This is a genomic window from Clostridium sp. UBA5119 (assembly GCF_002414285.1).
Taxonomy (GTDB): Bacteria; Bacillota; Clostridia; order Clostridiales; family Clostridiaceae; genus Clostridium_J; species Clostridium_J sulfidigenes.
This window is the reverse complement of record NZ_DHYX01000013.1, coordinates 18,724-35,932: the sequence shown is the minus strand read 5'-3', so window position 1 is coordinate 35,932 and position 17,209 is coordinate 18,724. Positions and strand designations below refer to the sequence as shown.

At 30.1% G+C, this 17,209-nt stretch carries 15 protein-coding genes and 2 pseudogenes (1 of these 17 cut by a window edge); 15 read left to right on the top strand and 2 right to left on the bottom strand.

The window, feature by feature from the left end:
- A protein-coding gene (locus tag B2671_RS01580) for a hypothetical protein (RefSeq protein WP_346868838.1) crosses the window boundary here: on the bottom strand, positions 1–109 show its 5' portion. Its footprint begins 29 nt before the window's first position; 109 of the gene's 138 nt are visible here — the first part of the coding sequence; the start codon lies at positions 107–109; the stop codon falls past the left edge of the window.
- A 93-nt stretch (positions 110–202) separates the two neighbouring features.
- Between B2671_RS01580 and nagZ the strand changes: the two genes are divergently transcribed.
- The 15 genes and pseudogenes from nagZ to B2671_RS01505 all read left to right on the top strand — a co-directional run bounded on the left by nagZ (position 203) and on the right by B2671_RS01505 (position 15,532).
- Positions 203–1,444 (top strand): beta-N-acetylhexosaminidase, encoded by a 1,242-nt coding sequence (gene nagZ / locus B2671_RS01575; protein WP_346868837.1) that lies wholly within the window; start codon positions 203–205, stop codon positions 1,442–1,444.
- Between the two features lie 297 nt (positions 1,445–1,741).
- Positions 1,742–2,577 (top strand): annotated as a pseudogene (locus B2671_RS01570) (Rossmann-like and DUF2520 domain-containing protein).
- Position 2,578: 1 nt separating this feature from the next.
- Positions 2,579–3,406, top strand: a complete 828-nt coding sequence (gene panB, locus B2671_RS01565) for a 3-methyl-2-oxobutanoate hydroxymethyltransferase (RefSeq protein WP_346868836.1) — start codon at positions 2,579–2,581, stop codon at positions 3,404–3,406.
- Between the two features lie 56 nt (positions 3,407–3,462).
- Positions 3,463–4,308, top strand: a complete 846-nt coding sequence (gene panC, locus B2671_RS01560; RefSeq protein WP_346868835.1) for a pantoate--beta-alanine ligase — start codon at positions 3,463–3,465, stop codon at positions 4,306–4,308.
- Positions 4,309–4,323: 15 nt separating this feature from the next.
- The gene (gene panD / locus B2671_RS01555) at positions 4,324–4,707 is read left to right on the top strand and encodes an aspartate 1-decarboxylase (RefSeq protein ID WP_346868834.1); all 384 of its coding nucleotides are present in this window, start codon (positions 4,324–4,326) and stop codon (positions 4,705–4,707) included.
- Between the two features lie 465 nt (positions 4,708–5,172).
- A complete protein-coding gene (locus B2671_RS01550; RefSeq protein WP_346868833.1) occupies positions 5,173–5,361 on the top strand; it encodes a hypothetical protein in 189 nt (62 codons plus the stop codon).
- Between the two features lie 174 nt (positions 5,362–5,535).
- On the top strand, positions 5,536–5,844 hold the full coding sequence (gene trxA / locus B2671_RS01545; protein ID WP_346868832.1) for a thioredoxin: 309 nt from the start codon (positions 5,536–5,538) through the stop codon (positions 5,842–5,844).
- Positions 5,845–6,150: 306 nt separating this feature from the next.
- A complete protein-coding gene (gene gap / locus B2671_RS01540) occupies positions 6,151–7,185 on the top strand; it encodes a type I glyceraldehyde-3-phosphate dehydrogenase (RefSeq protein WP_346868915.1) in 1,035 nt (344 codons plus the stop codon).
- Positions 7,186–7,365: 180 nt separating this feature from the next.
- Positions 7,366–9,342 carry a YgiQ family radical SAM protein gene (locus B2671_RS01535; RefSeq protein ID WP_346868831.1) on the top strand — a complete coding sequence of 659 codons (1,977 nt, stop codon included), beginning with the start codon at positions 7,366–7,368 and terminating at the stop codon, positions 9,340–9,342.
- 292 nt (positions 9,343–9,634) lie between these two features.
- Positions 9,635–10,072 (top strand): MarR family winged helix-turn-helix transcriptional regulator, encoded by a 438-nt coding sequence (locus B2671_RS01530; protein ID WP_346868830.1) that lies wholly within the window; start codon positions 9,635–9,637, stop codon positions 10,070–10,072.
- 59 nt (positions 10,073–10,131) lie between these two features.
- A pseudogene (clpB, locus tag B2671_RS01525) lies at positions 10,132–12,782 on the top strand (ATP-dependent chaperone ClpB).
- A gap of 177 nt (positions 12,783–12,959) precedes the next feature.
- Entirely contained in the window at positions 12,960–13,115 is a 156-nt protein-coding gene (locus B2671_RS01520; protein WP_035132601.1) for a zinc-ribbon domain-containing protein, read from the top strand.
- A gap of 197 nt (positions 13,116–13,312) precedes the next feature.
- Entirely contained in the window at positions 13,313–14,755 is a 1,443-nt protein-coding gene (locus B2671_RS01515; RefSeq protein WP_346868829.1) for a DEAD/DEAH box helicase, read from the top strand.
- 159 nt (positions 14,756–14,914) lie between these two features.
- Positions 14,915–15,070, top strand: a complete 156-nt coding sequence (locus B2671_RS01510; protein ID WP_346868828.1) for a zinc-ribbon domain-containing protein — start codon at positions 14,915–14,917, stop codon at positions 15,068–15,070.
- 306 nt (positions 15,071–15,376) lie between these two features.
- On the top strand, positions 15,377–15,532 hold the full coding sequence (locus B2671_RS01505; protein WP_035132598.1) for a zinc-ribbon domain-containing protein: 156 nt from the start codon (positions 15,377–15,379) through the stop codon (positions 15,530–15,532).
- Between the two features lie 129 nt (positions 15,533–15,661).
- Here the strand turns inward: B2671_RS01505 and mgtE are convergent, their stop codons facing one another.
- The gene (gene mgtE, locus B2671_RS01500; RefSeq protein ID WP_346868827.1) at positions 15,662–16,999 is read right to left on the bottom strand and encodes a magnesium transporter; all 1,338 of its coding nucleotides are present in this window, start codon (positions 16,997–16,999) and stop codon (positions 15,662–15,664) included.
- Between the last annotated feature and the right edge of the window lie 210 nt (positions 17,000–17,209).

The following is a 17,209-nucleotide window of genomic DNA, read 5'->3' as shown; positions in this document are numbered from 1 at the left end:
TTTTAGCAGTTCTATTATGATTTTTTCCCGTCTCACTAGTAATTGGTGTTTGATAATTACATTTTTCCATTCTAGCTTGTTTGTTATCAGGTTGACTATCTTTTGTCATAAAAATTCCTCCTAAAAAAATAAATTTGAATATAATTTTAGTGTGGTTTATTTTGTGTATTTTATTATAGGAAATTAAAGGAGTGTAAAATAAATGAAAAACAATAGAAATATTTTCAAGATAATTAGTAAATTAACAAAAGCTATAATGATTGTCGTAGTTATTTGCACATCAATTATTTTATTCTATGGATGTAGCTTTATAAATAAAGAATCAAAGTATAATAATAAAATAGATATAGAAGATAAGTCTAATGGGGATTTGAAAAATAATAGTAGGGTAGAAGAATTCGGTGAAGAGGAGCCTCAAGTTGACTTAATACAAGATGAAATAGATGCTATGTCATTAGAGGAAAAAGTAGGTCAGATGTTTATTGTTGGATTTGATGGTTATGAAGTGGATGATAATATTATTAGCTTAATAAAAAATAAAAAAGTAGGAGGGATAATATTATTTAGTAAAAATATTAATACTGTAAATGGAACAAAAAAATTAATAGAAAGTTTGAATGAGTTAAATAATGAAAACAAGGTTAAACTTTTTATGTCAGTGGATGAAGAAGGTGGAGTCGTAAGTAGAATTCCTAAGGAAATGGGACATTTTGAATCTGCATGGGATGTAGGTGCTACTGGAGATTTAAATTATGCTTTTGAACATGGAAAAGCTATAGGTGAAACTATAAAGTCTCTAGGTTTTAATCTTGACTTCGCACCTGTGCTAGATGTGAATTCTAATCCTAATAATCCAGTTATAGGTAATAGAGCATTTTCAGATGATCCTAAAATTGTTAAGAAAATGGGGACGGAAGTATATAAAGGTTTGAAGAGTGCAGGTGTTTTAGGAGCAGGAAAGCATTTCCCAGGACATGGAGATACAGATGTTGACTCTCATGTGGGGGTGCCAGTTATAAATAAATCCCTTGATGAAATAAGAAATCTAGAGTTAATCCCATTTAAATATGCAATAGATAATGGTATTGATATGATAATGGTAGGTCATTTATATTTACCTCAACTGGATAAGGATTACGTAGCAAGTATATCTAAAAATATTGTCACAAAGCTTTTAAGGGAAGAGTTAGGATTTAATGGAGTAGTTGTTACAGATGATATGATTATGGAGGGAGTTAAAGGCAAGTATCCAACTAATGAATCAGCAGTTAAAGCTATAGAAGCAGGGATTGACGTAATAATAGTATCAGCAGGTATACATGATCAAAATAGAGCCATAGATGGAGTAGTAGAAGCTGTTAGAAATGGTATAATTACCGAAAAAAGAATTAATGAGAGTGTTTATAGAATTTTAAAACTAAAAAATACAATTTATATACATTGAATTACTTATATAATTGTGATATAAGTAATTATGGGCAGTATAGAAATAACTGCACCTATAATTTGATTATATCTTTAAATTAGAATATAGATTGAAAAAAATATTCTAATTTGTATATAGCTATTATTCTCTAGGGAAATAGCTATAAAGGAAAAGTTTTACGGACAGCTCATATCTTTTAGAATGAGACTTAGATAACAAATTACTTCACATGATTTTTAGTTTTAAGTTGCAGTTAATATCTATGTATTGTTTTAATATTAACTTAGAAAACAGATAAAGTGAGGAGTGATTGTTATAAAATTTGGATTCATTGGAGCCGGGAAGGTTGGGTTTTCACTAGGAAAATACTTTAAAGAGAATGGTATCTTACTTATTGGATATTATAGTAGGAATCATAGCTCAGCAAAGGAAGCCGCAGAATTTACTGGCACAAAATCTTTCATAAACTTAAAGGAGTTAATGAAAGAAAGTGATGTGATTTTTATTACTACCCCAGATGGAGAAATTCAGGGGGTTTGGAATGAGCTTAAAGAGTTGTCTATAAAAAATAAATTAATATGCCACTGTAGTGGTTTGTTATCTTCGGAAATCTTTTCAGATATAAGCAGGTTTGGTGCTTACCCATATTCTATACATCCTATGTTTGCCATATCAAAGNNAAAAATTTTAAAAAAGCTTTTATAACTATTGAGGGACATGAAAAATATATTGATAAATTAGCTGAAATTTTTCGTTCTCTAGGTAATTCTGTAAAAATTATTGAAAAAGAAAGCAAGAGTTTATATCACTTAGCATCAGTTATTAGCAGTAACTTGGTTCTAGGGCTTATTAATAATGGCGTAAATTATCTTAAACAGTGTGGTTTTAGTGAAGATTTAGCCATTGAAGCCTTATATCCTCTTATAACCAATAATATAGAGAATATAAAATCTTCAGGAATGGTAAAAAGCCTTACAGGACCATTGGAAAGAGGGGATTTATCTACCATGAAGGCTCATATAGCTTGTTTAAGTGAGGAAGATAAAGTTTTATATAGGATGTTAAATAATAATTTGTTAAAGGTGGCAAAGAAAAAAAATAAAAATAGAGATTATAGTGAGATTGAAGAATTTCTAGGAGAGGAAAAATAAAATGAAAAATACGGCTATAACATTTAGAGAAGCAAAGGCAAAGGGTGAAAAAATAACTATGCTTACTGCCTATGACTATTCCATGGCTAAGATCATTGATAGTTCAGGAATTAATGGTATTTTAGTTGGAGATTCAGTAGGGATGGTGTGCCTTGGTTATGAGGATACAATTTCAGTAACTATGGAGGATATGATTCATCATACAAGGGCCGTAGCAAGAGGAACAGAAAATGCTTTAGTAGTTGCAGACATGCCATTTATGTCTTATCAAACTTCTGTTTATGACGCTGTTTTTAATGCAGGACGCCTTATGAAAGAGGGACGTGCTCAATGCGTAAAACTAGAAGGTGGAGTAGATATGTGCGATAGAATTGAAGCTATAACTAAAGCATCTATTCCTGTAATGGCACACATAGGATTAACCCCTCAATCAGTAAATTCCTTAGGGGGATTTAAGGTGCAGGGAAAAAGTGAAGAAGCGGCTAAAGAACTTATTGAAGCAGCAAAAGCGATAGAAAAAGCTGGCGCATTTTCAGTGGTCTTAGAGTGTGTTCCAGCTAAGTTATCAGAGATAATTAGCAAAGAAATATCAATTCCAACAATAGGTATTGGAGCAGGAGCTAGTTGCGATGGGCAAATTCTTGTATATCAAGATATGTTAGGAATGTTTAATGATTTTACACCTAAGTTTGTTAAGAAATATGCGGATTTAGGAGCTACAATGACAGAAGCTTTTAAAGCCTATATTGAAGATGTAAGTAAGGAAATTTTTCCAGCACTAGAGCATGGATTTAAAATAAGTGAAGAAGTTATATCTAAACTATATTGAAAATAAACTCAGTGCTGAGTGAATTAATAAAATTAAACTAAAAAGAAGGTAAAATTATGGAAATATTAAATGATGTAATAAAAGTAAGAGAAGTAGTTAAAGGGTGGAAGGCTCAAGGTTTAAAAGTAGGATTAGTTCCAACTATGGGTTATTTACATGAAGGTCATGAAAGTTTGATTAAAAAGGCTGTATCAGAAAATGATAGAGTAGTAGTTAGTATTTTTGTAAACCCAACTCAATTTGGACCTAATGAAGATTTAGATAAATATCCTAGAGATTTAGAAAGGGATTCAAAACTTTGTGAAAATGCTGGAGCAAGTTTAATATTCCATCCAGAAAGTGAAGATATGTATTATAAAGATGCTTCAACTTTTGTAGAGGTAGGTGGTTTGACCACTGGACTTTGTGGAAGTAGTAGACCAACGCACTTTAGAGGAGTTTGCACTGTAGTTTCTAAGTTATTTAATATTATACCTGCCCATAGAGCATATTTTGGAGAAAAGGATGCTCAGCAATTAGCGGTTATAAAAAGAATGGTAAGAGATCTGAATTTTGATATTGAAGTAGTAGGATGTCCAATTATTAGAGAAACTGATGGACTTGCGAAGAGTTCAAGAAATATATATTTATCTCCAGAAGAAAGAAAGGCTGCATTAGTGCTTAATAAATCTCTTTCTATGGCTAAAAAACTATTAGAGGATGGAGAAAGAAATCCAGATAATATTAAAAAGCTAATTAGGGAAAATATAGAAAAAGAAGATTTAGCTAAAATAGATTATATAGAAGTGGTAAGCAGTGAAAGTTTAGAGATGGTAAAAGAGATTAAGGAGGATGTCCTAGTAGCATTGGCAGTGTACTTTAAAAAAGCAAGATTAATTGATAACTTTACTTATCACATATAATTAGGAGGAAAAACAATGACAATAACGATGTTAAAGGGAAAAATACACAGAGCTACTGTAGTCCAAGCTGAGCTTGATTATGTAGGGAGTATTACAGTAGATGAAGATTTACTTGATGCAGCAGGAATTCTAGAATATGAAAAGGTTCAAATTGTAGATATTAACAATGGAAGTAGATTTGAAACTTATACTATAGCAGGAAAAAGAGGTAGTGGTCTTATATGCCTTAATGGAGCAGCAGCTAGATGTGTTCAAGTAGGAGATAAGGTTATAATTATGAGTTATTGTGAAATGAATGGAGAAGAAGCCAAAGAACATAAGCCAGCAGTGGTTTTTGTAGATCATAGCAATAAAATAAAAGAAATTGCACATTATGAAAAACATGGTGAGCTTAAGTAAGTATAAACATATATAATTTCATATTTATTAGGAATGGAGAAAGTTCATAAATCAAAATTAACTATTTATGAGCTTTTTCCATTCCTTTATTTTATAAATTTAAAAAATTAAAAATAAGGAATTAAATATATTGTAATTATAACTATATTAAGGAATAATATAATTATATGGGTATAAAAGGAGAGGGTATTATATGAATATTTATGAACCACATAAGTCTTCTATAGGAAATATAGATGCTAATGTTATGGCGCTGATTGCTTACGGTGCAGCAATAGTAGTAATTTTTATTCCAGGAATAAAGATTATAGCATGGCTTGCTCCTATTGTAATTTATATTTTAGAAAAGGATAGCAGCTTTGTGAAGTTTCATGCTATGCAAGCTTTTTTAATAAATANNTAAATATTGTAGGTATTATATTTAGTTCTATTATATTTATGATTATAGGTGGTAGTATAGGATTAATGTTTTTTAGACCTTTAGCATATGGGGCCCTAGGTACTATATTACTATCAGCAATAATAACAGGTATAGTTGCTATAGTTATAACTATATTTGAAATTATTTCAATGGTAAAGTGTTATGAATATAAAGAATATGAAATTCCTATTATAGGGTTAATGGCTAGAAAAATAGCATATAAAAAATATTGATATGGCAGAATCTTTGAAATTCGTAGATTAATGATGATATTAAAAGGATTTTTAAGGATTATACTTAGATATACGAAATAAGATGAGATAATGATGAAAAGAAGGCTTTTTTAATTTATGTATTTATAGTAAAATAAAGGTATTAACTATTAAAAGAATAGGAGGGTGATTATTATGAAAGTTATAGATGAAAATAATTTTGAAAATGAAGCAGGCAAAGGTTTAGTTTTAGTGGATTTCTTTGCTACTTGGTGTGGACCATGCCAAAGATTAACTCCAGTATTAGAAGATATTCAAGGAGATTTTGATGGTAAAATTAAATTTTTAAAGTCAGATATTGATGAAAGTAGATCGCTTGCTAAAAAATTCTCTGTTATGAGTGTACCCACTATGGTAGTACTTAAAGATGGAATTCCTATAGACAGAATGGTAGGGTACATGCATCCAGAAGACATTAAAGCTAAACTTCAAACTCATCTTTAAAAATAACAAATAAAAAATCTCACCATACTTGGTGAGATTTTTATTTATATTATAAAAGCAAAAGTGTAGCACATATATCAGATTTAAATGATTAGTTTTTAATGAAACTTAATAAATAACCTAGTAAATTAAATATTTTTTACATAAATATAAATATGAAAATGGTAGTAAATAAAAGAAAATGAAAGTAAATACTATATTTCAATAGGAAATTAAGAAAAAATATGATATACTATATTTGACACATTTTCTAATGTGATATACTATATTGTTATAAAGAGTATAACAATGAATTGCGGGGGTTCAATTATGATAAACGTTGGAATAAATGGATTCGGAAGAATCGGAAGAACTTTTTTAAGGATAGCATGTGAAAGTCCTGAGACGGATTTTAATATTGTAGCTATAAATGCTAGAGCAGATATAAAAACACTTGCACATTTATTTGTTTATGATTCATGCTTTGGTACCTTCAAAGGAGACGTTAAGACAACAGAGGATTCAATAATAATTAATAATAAAGAAATAAAAATAACAAGATGTGGATCACCAAAAGAAATTCCTTGGAAGGACTTAGAGGTTGATTTAGTTATAGAGTCTACTGGAAAATTTAAAACAAAAGAAGAGCTTATGGATCATGTAAAAGCAGGAGCTAAGAAAGTTATATTAACAGCCCCAGGTAAAGATGAAGATATAACAGTGGTAATGGGAGTAAATGATTCTGATTTAGATTTGTCACAACATACAATCATATCAAATGCATCATGTACTACTAATTGTCTAGCACCTGTAGCTAAAGTAATAGATGATAAATTTGGAATTAAAAAAGGATTTATAACTACAGTTCACTCTTATACAAATGACCAACAAATTCTTGATAAGAGCCATAAAGATTTAAGAAGAGCAAGAGCGGCAGGGGAATCTATAGTGCCAACTACAACTGGAGCTGCTAAAGCGGTTGCAAAAGTATTACCACAATTAAAGGGTAGATTAGATGGATTTGCATTAAGAGTTCCAACAGCTGCTGTATCTATCACAGATTTAGTTTGTGAAGTGGAAAAAGAAACTACAGTAGAAGAAATAAATAGAGTAATTAAAGAGGCATCTGAAAATGAACTTAAGGGAATATTAGGATTATGTGAATTACCTTTAGTATCTGTAGACTTTAAAGGAGATAGCAGATCTTCTATAGTAGATGGATTATCAACTATGGTAAATGGTAACATGATTAAGATAGCATCTTGGTATGATAATGAGTGGGGATATTCAGCAAGAGTTGTTGATTTAGCTAACTATGTAGCACAGATGTTAAAGGAAGAGAAAGTTACGAAAATAGCTTAAGGTATTAATGTTTTAAGTAACATTATAAATTAATTTTGCCAACTATTATAAAATACCAATATATTTAATTTAGAGTCAGGAGATTATTTTGTAAAAGAAATAGTCTCTTGATTCTTTTTATAGTATAATTAGACCTTGAGTTGAATTATAAATTTGAACTATATTTGAGTAGGTGATTAAATGTTAGAAAATAGATTTTTACCCATTTGTAAAGATGATATGTTAGAAAGACGATGGGAACAGTTAGATTTTATCATAGTAACAGGAGATGCATACATAGACCATCATAGCTTTGGTACTGCTATAATTTCCAGAGTTCTTGAAGATGCTGGATTTAAAGTAGGAATAATTCCTCAACCTGATTGGCATAGCACTGAGGATTTTATGAAGTTAGGAAGACCTAGATTAGGTTTTTTAGTTAATGGTGGTAACATGGATTCCATGGTAAATCATTACACTGTAGCTAAAAGAACTAGAGAAAAGGATCTTTATTCTCCAGGTGGAAAAATGGGTTTAAGACCAGATAGAGCTACTATTGTATATTGTAATAAAATCAGAGAAGCATATAAGAATATTCCAGTTATAATTGGTGGGGTAGAAGCTAGTCTTAGGAGATTTGCACATTATGATTACTGGAGTGATAAGGTAAGAAAATCAATGTTGGTAGATAGTGGTGCTGATTTACTTATATATGGAATGAGTGAAAAACAAATAGTAGAAGTGGCAAATTGTTTAAATGATGGATTGGAAGTTCAGTATATAAGACATGTACCTGGAACATGCTATATGATAGATGATTTAGAATATGTAAGTGGATATATTGAGATACCATCCTATAAAGCTGTATCTATAGATAAGATAGAATATGCCAGAGCATTTAAGGTTCAATATGAAGAACAAGATCCAGTAAGAGGAAAGACTCTAGTACAAAAACATGCCAATAGATATGTGGTACAAAATAGACCAGAGATGCCTCTAACTAGGGAAGAGTTAGACCATGTTTATGGATTGCCTTACACAAAAAATTATCATCCTTGTTATGAGGAAGCAGGTGGAATAGCTGCTATAGAAGAGGTTAAATTTAGTATAGTTAGCTCTAGAGGTTGCTTTGGAAATTGTTCTTTTTGTGCTATAACTTTCCATCAAGGAAGAATAGTTCAGAGTAGAAGTGAAGATTCTATTTTACAAGAAGTGGTAGGAATAACAAATTTACCTGATTTCAAAGGGTATATTCATGATGTAGGAGGTCCTACTGCAAACTTTAGACGCCCAGCATGCAAAACTCAGCTAAAGCATGGTGCGTGTAAACATAAGCAATGTTTATATCCAAAACCGTGTAAAAATATAGATGCAGATCATACTGAGTATTTAGAACTACTAAGAAAGGTAAGAGCTACGCCTAAGGTGAAAAAGGCATTTGTACGCTCAGGGTTACGTTATGATTATATAATGGCAGATAAAAATGATGCCTTCTTTAAAGAACTTGTAGAACATCATGTAAGTGGACAATTAAAGGTAGCTCCAGAGCATGTTTGTACTGATGTTTTAAAGTATATGGGAAAACCATCTGGGAAGACCTATGATAGATTTGTAGATAAGTTTTATAATCTTACTGAGCAAGTTGGAAAGAAGCAGTATATTATACCTTACTTAATGTCTAGTCATCCAGGTAGCACATTAGCATCGGCTATAGAGTTAGCAGAATATCTAAGAGATATTAATTATCAGCCAGAGCAAGTTCAGGATTTTTATCCAACGCCAGGAACCTTATCTACAGCTATGTTCTATACAGGGGTAGATCCGTTAACTATGAAAGAGATATATGTACCTAAGAGCAAGAGGGAAAAAGCAATGCAAAGAGCTCTTCTTCAATATAGAAACCCTAAAAAGTATGATATAGTATATGAAGCTTTAGTAGAAGCTGGAAGAGAAGATTTAATAGGAAATGGACCTAAGTGTTTAATAAGGCCTAAAACACAAGGAAAAAATCTTAACCATGGTGGAAATTATAGTAGACATAAAAAGGTTGGTAAAGAACATAGTAATAGTAAAACAGTTTTACCTAGAGGAAGTCATGGAAGAACTTCGTTAGAAAGAAAAAAGGGTAAAAACACTTCTACTAATAAGAGAAAATCTATGAAGAAAACTCGTCAGTAGTTAGAGGAAATAAATAAAAAATATTAAATAATTAAATTAAAATTTATTGTAAATATAAAGTAAAAGTAATAATGATAGTAGATTTTCATTATTACTTTTATTTTTGATTAATAAAATTTCATTATTGACAAAATAATACGATGATAGTACTATTTATTTAAAGATAAAGTACGAATTCCGTACTAATTGAATTTTACGTTTAGCAAACAATAATATAGGTTGTAATCTATTGATTTAATAATTGAATTATGATGATTGTAGGATATAAGAAGATTTTAAAGGAGTAGGTGTAATGGAGGATAATGACAAGTTAATTGAAGAATTTTCGAATTTATGGAAAATGTTTTTGTCTTTTTCAAATCAATATAGGACTATGGAGGAATTTCCTAGGATAGAAAGGCTTAATACCATGGAAATTAGTATTATAAGAATTGTCTATGATAGGGAGGATATAATTTTAAAGGAAATTTGTAATATGTTAGACATACCTAAAAGTACTTTAACCAGCACTATAGATAGGCTAGAAAGACTTAATTATGTGAATAGAACTATTAGTAAGAGAGACAGAAGATCCTATGGATTACAACTTACAGATGAAGGCAAGGAAGTGAAAAATGAACATCTAGCTTTTGAAAGAAAATTGTATGGATATGTTTTAAATGCCTTAGACACAAATAATGAAAGAGAAGAATTTTTAAAGCTATTTAGAAAGATAGTTAATAATATTTAAGTTTATGAAAGGAGAAATGCTACTTAACTAGATATAAAATTAGAGTAGCAGGTGATGTTATGGAAACAGAAAAATTAACAATAAGAGTTCAACAAAGTTTAAATGATGCCTATGAGGAAGCAGTAAAAAATAATCATCAACAAGTAGATATTATTCATTTATTCTCTGCTCTTCTAAATCAAAGAGATGGATTAATACCTAATGTCTTTGAAAAAATGGCTGTGGATGTTGAAGGAATTAAAAGAAAAGTAAATTTAGAGCTAGAGAAAATGCCTAAAGTATTAGGAGAAGGAGCTCGTTTATCTGGAGTTACTGCCACTAGAAGAATCAATGAAGTTTTAGTTAAGGCTCAAGATATATCAGAGAAATTTCATGATTCCTATATAAGTGTAGAACACATAATGATAGCTATCATAGAGGTAGATGCAAAAGGTATATCAGGTAAAATACTTAAGGAATATGGAATAGATAAAGAAAGTTTTATGGAAGTGTTATCTCAGGTTAGGGGAAATCAAAGGATAGATACTAATGATCCAGAGGGAACTTATGATGCTCTTGCTAAGTATGGAACTAATTTAATTAACCTTGCAAAGGAACATAAATTAGATCCTGTAATAGGAAGGGATGAAGAGATAAGACGTGTAATTAGAATTTTGTCAAGAAGAACTAAAAATAATCCAGTACTTATTGGTGAGCCTGGAGTAGGTAAGACTGCCATAGTTGAAGGTTTGGCAGAAAGAATTGTACGTGGCGACGTACCAGAAGGATTAAAAGACAGTATAATTTTTTCCTTAGATATGGGAGCTTTAATTGCAGGAGCTAAGTATAGAGGTGAATTTGAAGAAAGACTTAAAGCTGTACTAAAGGAAGTTAAGGGTTCTGATGGGAAGATAATATTATTTATAGATGAAATTCATACCATTGTAGGTGCCGGAAAAGCTGATGGAGCTATGGATGCAGGAAATCTTATAAAGCCTATGCTAGCAAGAGGAGAATTACATTGCATTGGAGCTACTACTTTTGATGAATATAGACAATATATAGAAAAAGATAAAGCATTAGAGAGAAGATTTCAACCAGTTATTGCAGAAGAGCCTACAGTGCAAGATACAATTTCAATATTAAGAGGACTAAAGGAAAGATTTGAAATACACCATGGAGTTAGAATTCATGATTCAGCTATAGTAACAGCGGCAAAATTATCTAATAGATATATTCAAGATAGATTTTTGCCAGACAAAGCTATAGATTTAATTGATGAAGCTGGGGCTATGATAAGAAGTGAAATAGATTCTCTTCCTACAGAACTTGATATGGTTAGAAGAAAGAGAATCTATTTCAANNTGATATGGTTAGAAGAAAGCTATTTACATTAGAAACTGAAAGAGAAGCTCTGCTTAAAGAAAGTGATGAAGCATCTCAAAAGAGACTTGAACAACTTCAAAAGGAGTTAGCAGAATTAAAAGAAAAAAATGATGAAATGACTGCTAAATATGAACAAGAAAAAAGTAAGATTCTTGAAGTTAGAACTTTGAAAGAGCAATTGGATGAAGCTAGAGGTAAGGTTGAAAGGTATGAGAGAGAATATGATTTAAATAGTGCTGCAGAACTAAAATATGGGGTTATACCACGTCTTGAAGAAGAAATAAAAGAAAAAGAAGAAAGCATGCACAATAATTATGAAACAGCCCTTCTCAAAGAAGAGGTTACAGAAGAAGAAATTTCTCAAATTGTATCTAAGTGGACTGGAATTCCAGTAACACGATTAGTAGAAGGGGAAAGAGAAAAACTATTAAGATTAGAGGAGGAACTTAGCAATAGGGTAATAGGTCAAGATGAAGCAGTAACAGCTGTTGCTAATGCCGTAATTAGGGCTAGAGCAGGGATGAAAGATGAAAATAAGCCTATTGGTTCATTCGTTTTCCTAGGGCCTACAGGGGTAGGTAAAACAGAACTGGCTAAAACTTTAGCGAGAAATTTATTTGATAGTGAAGAAAATATTATAAGAATTGATATGTCAGAGTACATGGAAAAATATTCAGTATCAAGACTTATAGGAGCGCCTCCAGGATATGTAGGTTATGAAGAAGGGGGACAATTAACTGAAGCTGTAAGAAGAAATCCATATTCAGTAGTTTTATTTGATGAGATAGAAAAGGCTCATGAAGATGTATTTAACGTATTTCTACAAATATTAGATGATGGAAGACTCACTGATAATAAGGGAAAAACTATAGACTTTAAAAATACTATAATAATTATGACTTCTAATATAGGTAGTAGTCATCTACTAGAGGATAGTGGTGTGATTACTGAAAAAACTAAAGCTTTAGTAATGAGTGAAATGAAGAGTAGGTTCAAGCCAGAATTTTTAAACCGTGTAGATGACATTATAATGTTTAAACCACTAAATATTGAAGGTATAAAGAAAATTATAGATATATTTATTGACCATGTTAGAAGAAGATTATATGATAAAAATATAGGTTTAGAAATTACTGACGTAGCTAAGGAGATTTTAGCAACAGAAGGCTATGATCCAGTTTATGGGGCAAGACCACTAAAAAGATATATTGGAAATGTTTTAGAAACCATGATTGCAAAAAAAATTATAGCTGGGGAAGTTTACGATGGATGCAATATTTTAGTAGATGGTAAGGATGAACAAATAGTATTTGAAATAAGTAATAAAGGGATTACTACTGTATAAATAAAGATAAAATAAAATATTTATATAATTACTTGCATTATACGTAAAGTGTATGTTATACTGAGTAAGTGGTTAAACACAAATAAAATTGAAATAAAGATTTAACATATATAATAATTTTCTCCAATTCGAGGATTTGTTAATAATAGGTGGATCTTTAAAATGGAGGAATTGTAAATGGCAGATAGAACATTAACATGCAGAGATTGCGGAAACGAATTCGTATTCACAGAGGGAGAGCAAGCTTTCTACGCTGAAAAAGGATTCGAAAATGAGCCAACTAGATGTGCTGATTGCAGAAGAGCAAGAAAAGCAGAAAGAAATAGAAGATAATTAATATTTAATATTTCAATGAAAGCTATAAGAAGTGATTCTTATAGCTTTTATTTTTGAGTTATATAGAATTAACTATTTATATAAAAAGTATTAATGTATAAAATTTTAAAAATAAGTAGAAATATATATATAAGTCTAATATGATGTGAAATAGGAATAATAAATAGATATTAATTAGATACAAGGAGATAGTTATGGAAAGTGGATTTAAAAAATATAATTTAAATGAAAACATATTACAGGCTCTAAACAATCTAGGGTTTGAAAATCCTTCTGAAGTTCAAGATAAAACAATACCAAGTCTTTTGGATGGAGAAGATATTATAGTAAAATCACAAACTGGAAGTGGGAAAACAGCAAGCTTTGGAGTTCCTATTTGTAATGAAGTTAGGGTAGAAGAGGGGAAAATAACAGCATTAGTTCTAGTTCCCACAAGAGAACTTGCATTACAGGTTAAAGATGATATATCCAATATAGGGAGAATAAAAAAAGTTAGATGTGCTGCTGTTTTTGGAAAGCAGCCTTTTAATGAGCAGGTTAGGGAACTTAAGCAGAGGGTACATATAGTAATAGGAACACCTGGGAGGATAAGTGACCATATGAATAGAGGGAACTTAAACTTTAAGGATTTAACATATGTAATCATTGATGAAGCAGATAAAATGCTAAATATGGGTTTTATAGATCAGATAAGTGATATATTAGATAGACTACCGAAAAAAAGGACAACAGCTCTATTTTCTGCAACAATACTAGAAAGCATTGAAGAGCTATGCACTAATTATATGATAAACCCTAGATTTTTAGAAATAGAATCCAAGGTATTTAATCGTGATAAAATAAAAGAATCATATTTAAATGTTGAACATAAAGATAAGTTTAAAGCGTTATGGAAGAACTTATATGCATGTACACCGGATGCAGCTATAGTATTTTGTAATACCAAAGATAAAGTTAAAAAAGTGTATGAAGAATTAAAGTCAGAGGGAATTTCAGTAGAACAACTACATGGAGATATGGAGCAAAAAATTAGAATTGAAACTATGGAAAGGTTCAAGAATAAGGAATTTAAAGTATTGGTTGCTACGGATATTGCAGCTAGAGGGATTCATGTAGATAATATAACCCATGTATTTAATTATGAAGTTCCAATGGAAAGAGAAAGTTATGTTCATAGAATAGGTAGAACAGGAAGAGCCGGACGGGAAGGGACAGCTATAACTTTAGTTTCTGAATATGAAAAGAAGTATTTGATTTCTATAGAAGAATACTTAGGGTATAGTATTAAAAAGGGGAATTTCCCAAATGATTTAGAGATTAAAGAAGGTAAGAGTGTATTTAAGGAGAGTCAGAAAGAACTTAAAGTAGGACAGAGAAATAAAAAGAAAGTAATTCATAAAGATATCCTAAAAGTATACATTGGAGCTGGTAAAAAGAAGAAAATAAGGAATATAGATATAGTAGGAGCTCTTAGTAATCTTCCAGAGTTAAATGGAGACGATATCGGCATAATAGATATACAAGATAATATTTCATATGTAGATATAATGAATAATAAAGGTGAGAATTTCTTGAAAAAATATGGAGAGATAATTATTAAAGGAAAAAAAGTTAAAGTGCAAAAATCTAGAAAATAAAATTAAAATATATATTGAATTATTATTATCACCATGATATACTAAAAGAGTAGTAAATACAAAAAATATATTATAAAGATTTAAGATTAATAACACTTTTCTCCAGTTTTAGAGAATCAGTTAGTTAAAAGTAAATCTTTAAAAATGGAGGAATGAAAAATGGCAGATAGAACATTAACATGTAAAGATTGCGGAAATGAATTCATATTCACAGAAGGAGAGCAAGCTTTCTACGTTGAAAAAGGATTTGAAAATGACCCAGTAAGATGTGCTGATTGCAGAAGAGCAAGAAAAGCAGAAAGAAATAGAAGATAGTAATATTTAATATTTCAATAGAAGCTATAAGAATTAATCTTATAGCTTTATTTTATTATATAAAATTATAATAATTTATTAAAATATAAGGATTGATTTGATATATAGTATATGAGTTATTTAAAAATAAAATAATCCTATAATTGGTATAAAAATGGATATAAGTATTCAAAAAATACTTGAAATTTAACTAGCAAAGTGATAAACTGAAACCATAAAATAAAAAGATTCACATCTATTATAACTTTCTCCGTTTTTAGGGAATTGGTTAATTGAATGTAAATCTTTAAAAATGGAGGAATTAAAATGGCAGATAAAACAATATTATGCAAAGACTGTGGTAAAGAATTTATATTTACAGAGGGAGAGCAAGCTTTCTACGCTGAAAAAGGATTCGAAAATGAGCCAGTAAGATGCCCAGATTGCAGAAGAGCAAGAAAAGCAGAAAGAAATAGAAGATAATAATCTATTTTCTATAGAACTACAGACTAAAGTCTTGTAGTTCTTTTTTGTTAGTTAAAGGACTATTCTAAGGCAATTAAAAGAAAATAAATTGCCTTTAAATAATCCTTTATTATATTAAAATATAAATTAAACTGCTAAGTGTAATAGATTTACGGATAATGTAAAGTATAGAGTTAGAGCAACCGCATCTACTATAGTTGTGATTAATGGGCTTGCCATAATAGCAGGGTCTAATTTTAATTTTTTTGCTAAGATGGGTAGTATGCCACCTACTATTTTTGCTACAACTACAGTACAGAATAAGCTTATACATACAGTGAAAGAAATTATAAAGTTAATTTTTTCAAAATAATATATTCTTATAAAATTTACTACAGCAAGAACGGAACCTGTAATGATGCTAACCCTTAGTTCTTTAAATATAACTTTAAATCCATCAGATAATTTTATATCTCCTAAAGCAAGACCTCTTATGATAAGAGTTGAAGATTGAGATCCAGCATTGCCGCCTGTATCCATTAACATTGGAATGAAGGAAGCGAGAATAACTACTGAGGATAGGACATCTTCGAATCTTCTTATAATGTTTCCTGTAAAAGTTGCTGAAATCATTAATACAAGAAGCCAAACTATTCTATGCTTAGAAAGAGTCCAAACACTGGTCTTTAAGTATGTTTCTTCATTTGGCTCCATGGCAGCCATTTTTTGGAAGTCTTCTGTGTTTTCTTGGTCAATGATATCTACTATATCATCTATGGTAATTATTCCAACTAATTTTTTTTCATTATCAGTAACTGGGATAGATAATAAGTCATACTTTTTAAATAGTTGAGCCACATTCTCTTGATCATCTAAAGTATTAACATGTATAAATTCAGTTTTCATTAAATCTTCTATTAGCATATTTTCATCACTTAAAATAAGTTTTCTTAAAGAAACAATACCTTCTAGCTCTCTGTTATCGCCTAAAACATAGCAAGTGTGAATAGTTTCCTTATCTATGCCTGTTTTCTTTATATGAGCAATAGCTTCATTTACAGACATATGCTTTTTTAAATCAGCAAATTCTATAGTCATTATACTTCCAGCTGAACTTTCAGGATATTTTAAGAATTGATTTATAATCTTACGAGTATTTTCATCTGTATTTTTTAAAACTTTTTTTACCACATTAGCAGGTAGTTCTTCTAGAAAGTCTATAGTATCATCAATGAATAAATCATCTATAATATTTGAAATTTCACTATCGGTAATAGAGTCAATTATAAATAGTCTTTCCTCGTTGTCTAGATAAGAAAATACATGTGCAGCTTTGTCTTTAGGAAGTACTCTAAAAATTTTAACTACAGATTCTTTATCTATTTCACCCAATAAAGTAGCTATATCTACTACATTCTTTTTTTCAAGAGTTTTTCTTGCGTCAATGAATTTTTTTTCATTGATTAGTTTTATTGTGTTTTCCATTGTTACCCCTCCTATTAATTCAATACATTATGAACTGTTAAAATAAGTATTGACTAAAATTGAAAAATTATAATTTCTAGGTTGTAGTGGGTAAAAAACAATGAAGACATAAAAAGCATTAAACCTCATGTTTAATGCCTTGATAAATAACTATGTAATATTTCTATCTGTTTATGGACATGAAATTCTTAATGATAGATTTAACTATGA

Coding starts and splice junctions, on each gene's coding strand:
- B2671_RS01510 (WP_346868828.1), top strand. CDS start 14,915: ATGGCAGATAGAACATTAACATGTAAAGATTGCGGAAATGAATTCATA.
- mgtE (WP_346868827.1), bottom strand. CDS start 16,999: ATGGAAAACACAATAAAACTAATCAATGAAAAAAAATTCATTGACGCA.
- panB (WP_346868836.1), top strand. CDS start 2,579: ATGAAAAATACGGCTATAACATTTAGAGAAGCAAAGGCAAAGGGTGAA.
- panC (WP_346868835.1), top strand. CDS start 3,463: ATGGAAATATTAAATGATGTAATAAAAGTAAGAGAAGTAGTTAAAGGG.
- B2671_RS01535 (WP_346868831.1), top strand. CDS start 7,366: ATGTTAGAAAATAGATTTTTACCCATTTGTAAAGATGATATGTTAGAA.
- B2671_RS01520 (WP_035132601.1), top strand. CDS start 12,960: ATGGCAGATAGAACATTAACATGCAGAGATTGCGGAAACGAATTCGTA.
- panD (WP_346868834.1), top strand. CDS start 4,324: ATGACAATAACGATGTTAAAGGGAAAAATACACAGAGCTACTGTAGTC.
- B2671_RS01505 (WP_035132598.1), top strand. CDS start 15,377: ATGGCAGATAAAACAATATTATGCAAAGACTGTGGTAAAGAATTTATA.
- B2671_RS01515 (WP_346868829.1), top strand. CDS start 13,313: ATGGAAAGTGGATTTAAAAAATATAATTTAAATGAAAACATATTACAG.
- trxA (WP_346868832.1), top strand. CDS start 5,536: ATGAAAGTTATAGATGAAAATAATTTTGAAAATGAAGCAGGCAAAGGT.
- nagZ (WP_346868837.1), top strand. CDS start 203: ATGAAAAACAATAGAAATATTTTCAAGATAATTAGTAAATTAACAAAA.
- B2671_RS01550 (WP_346868833.1), top strand. CDS start 5,173: ATGTTTTTTAGACCTTTAGCATATGGGGCCCTAGGTACTATATTACTA.
- B2671_RS01530 (WP_346868830.1), top strand. CDS start 9,635: ATGGAGGATAATGACAAGTTAATTGAAGAATTTTCGAATTTATGGAAA.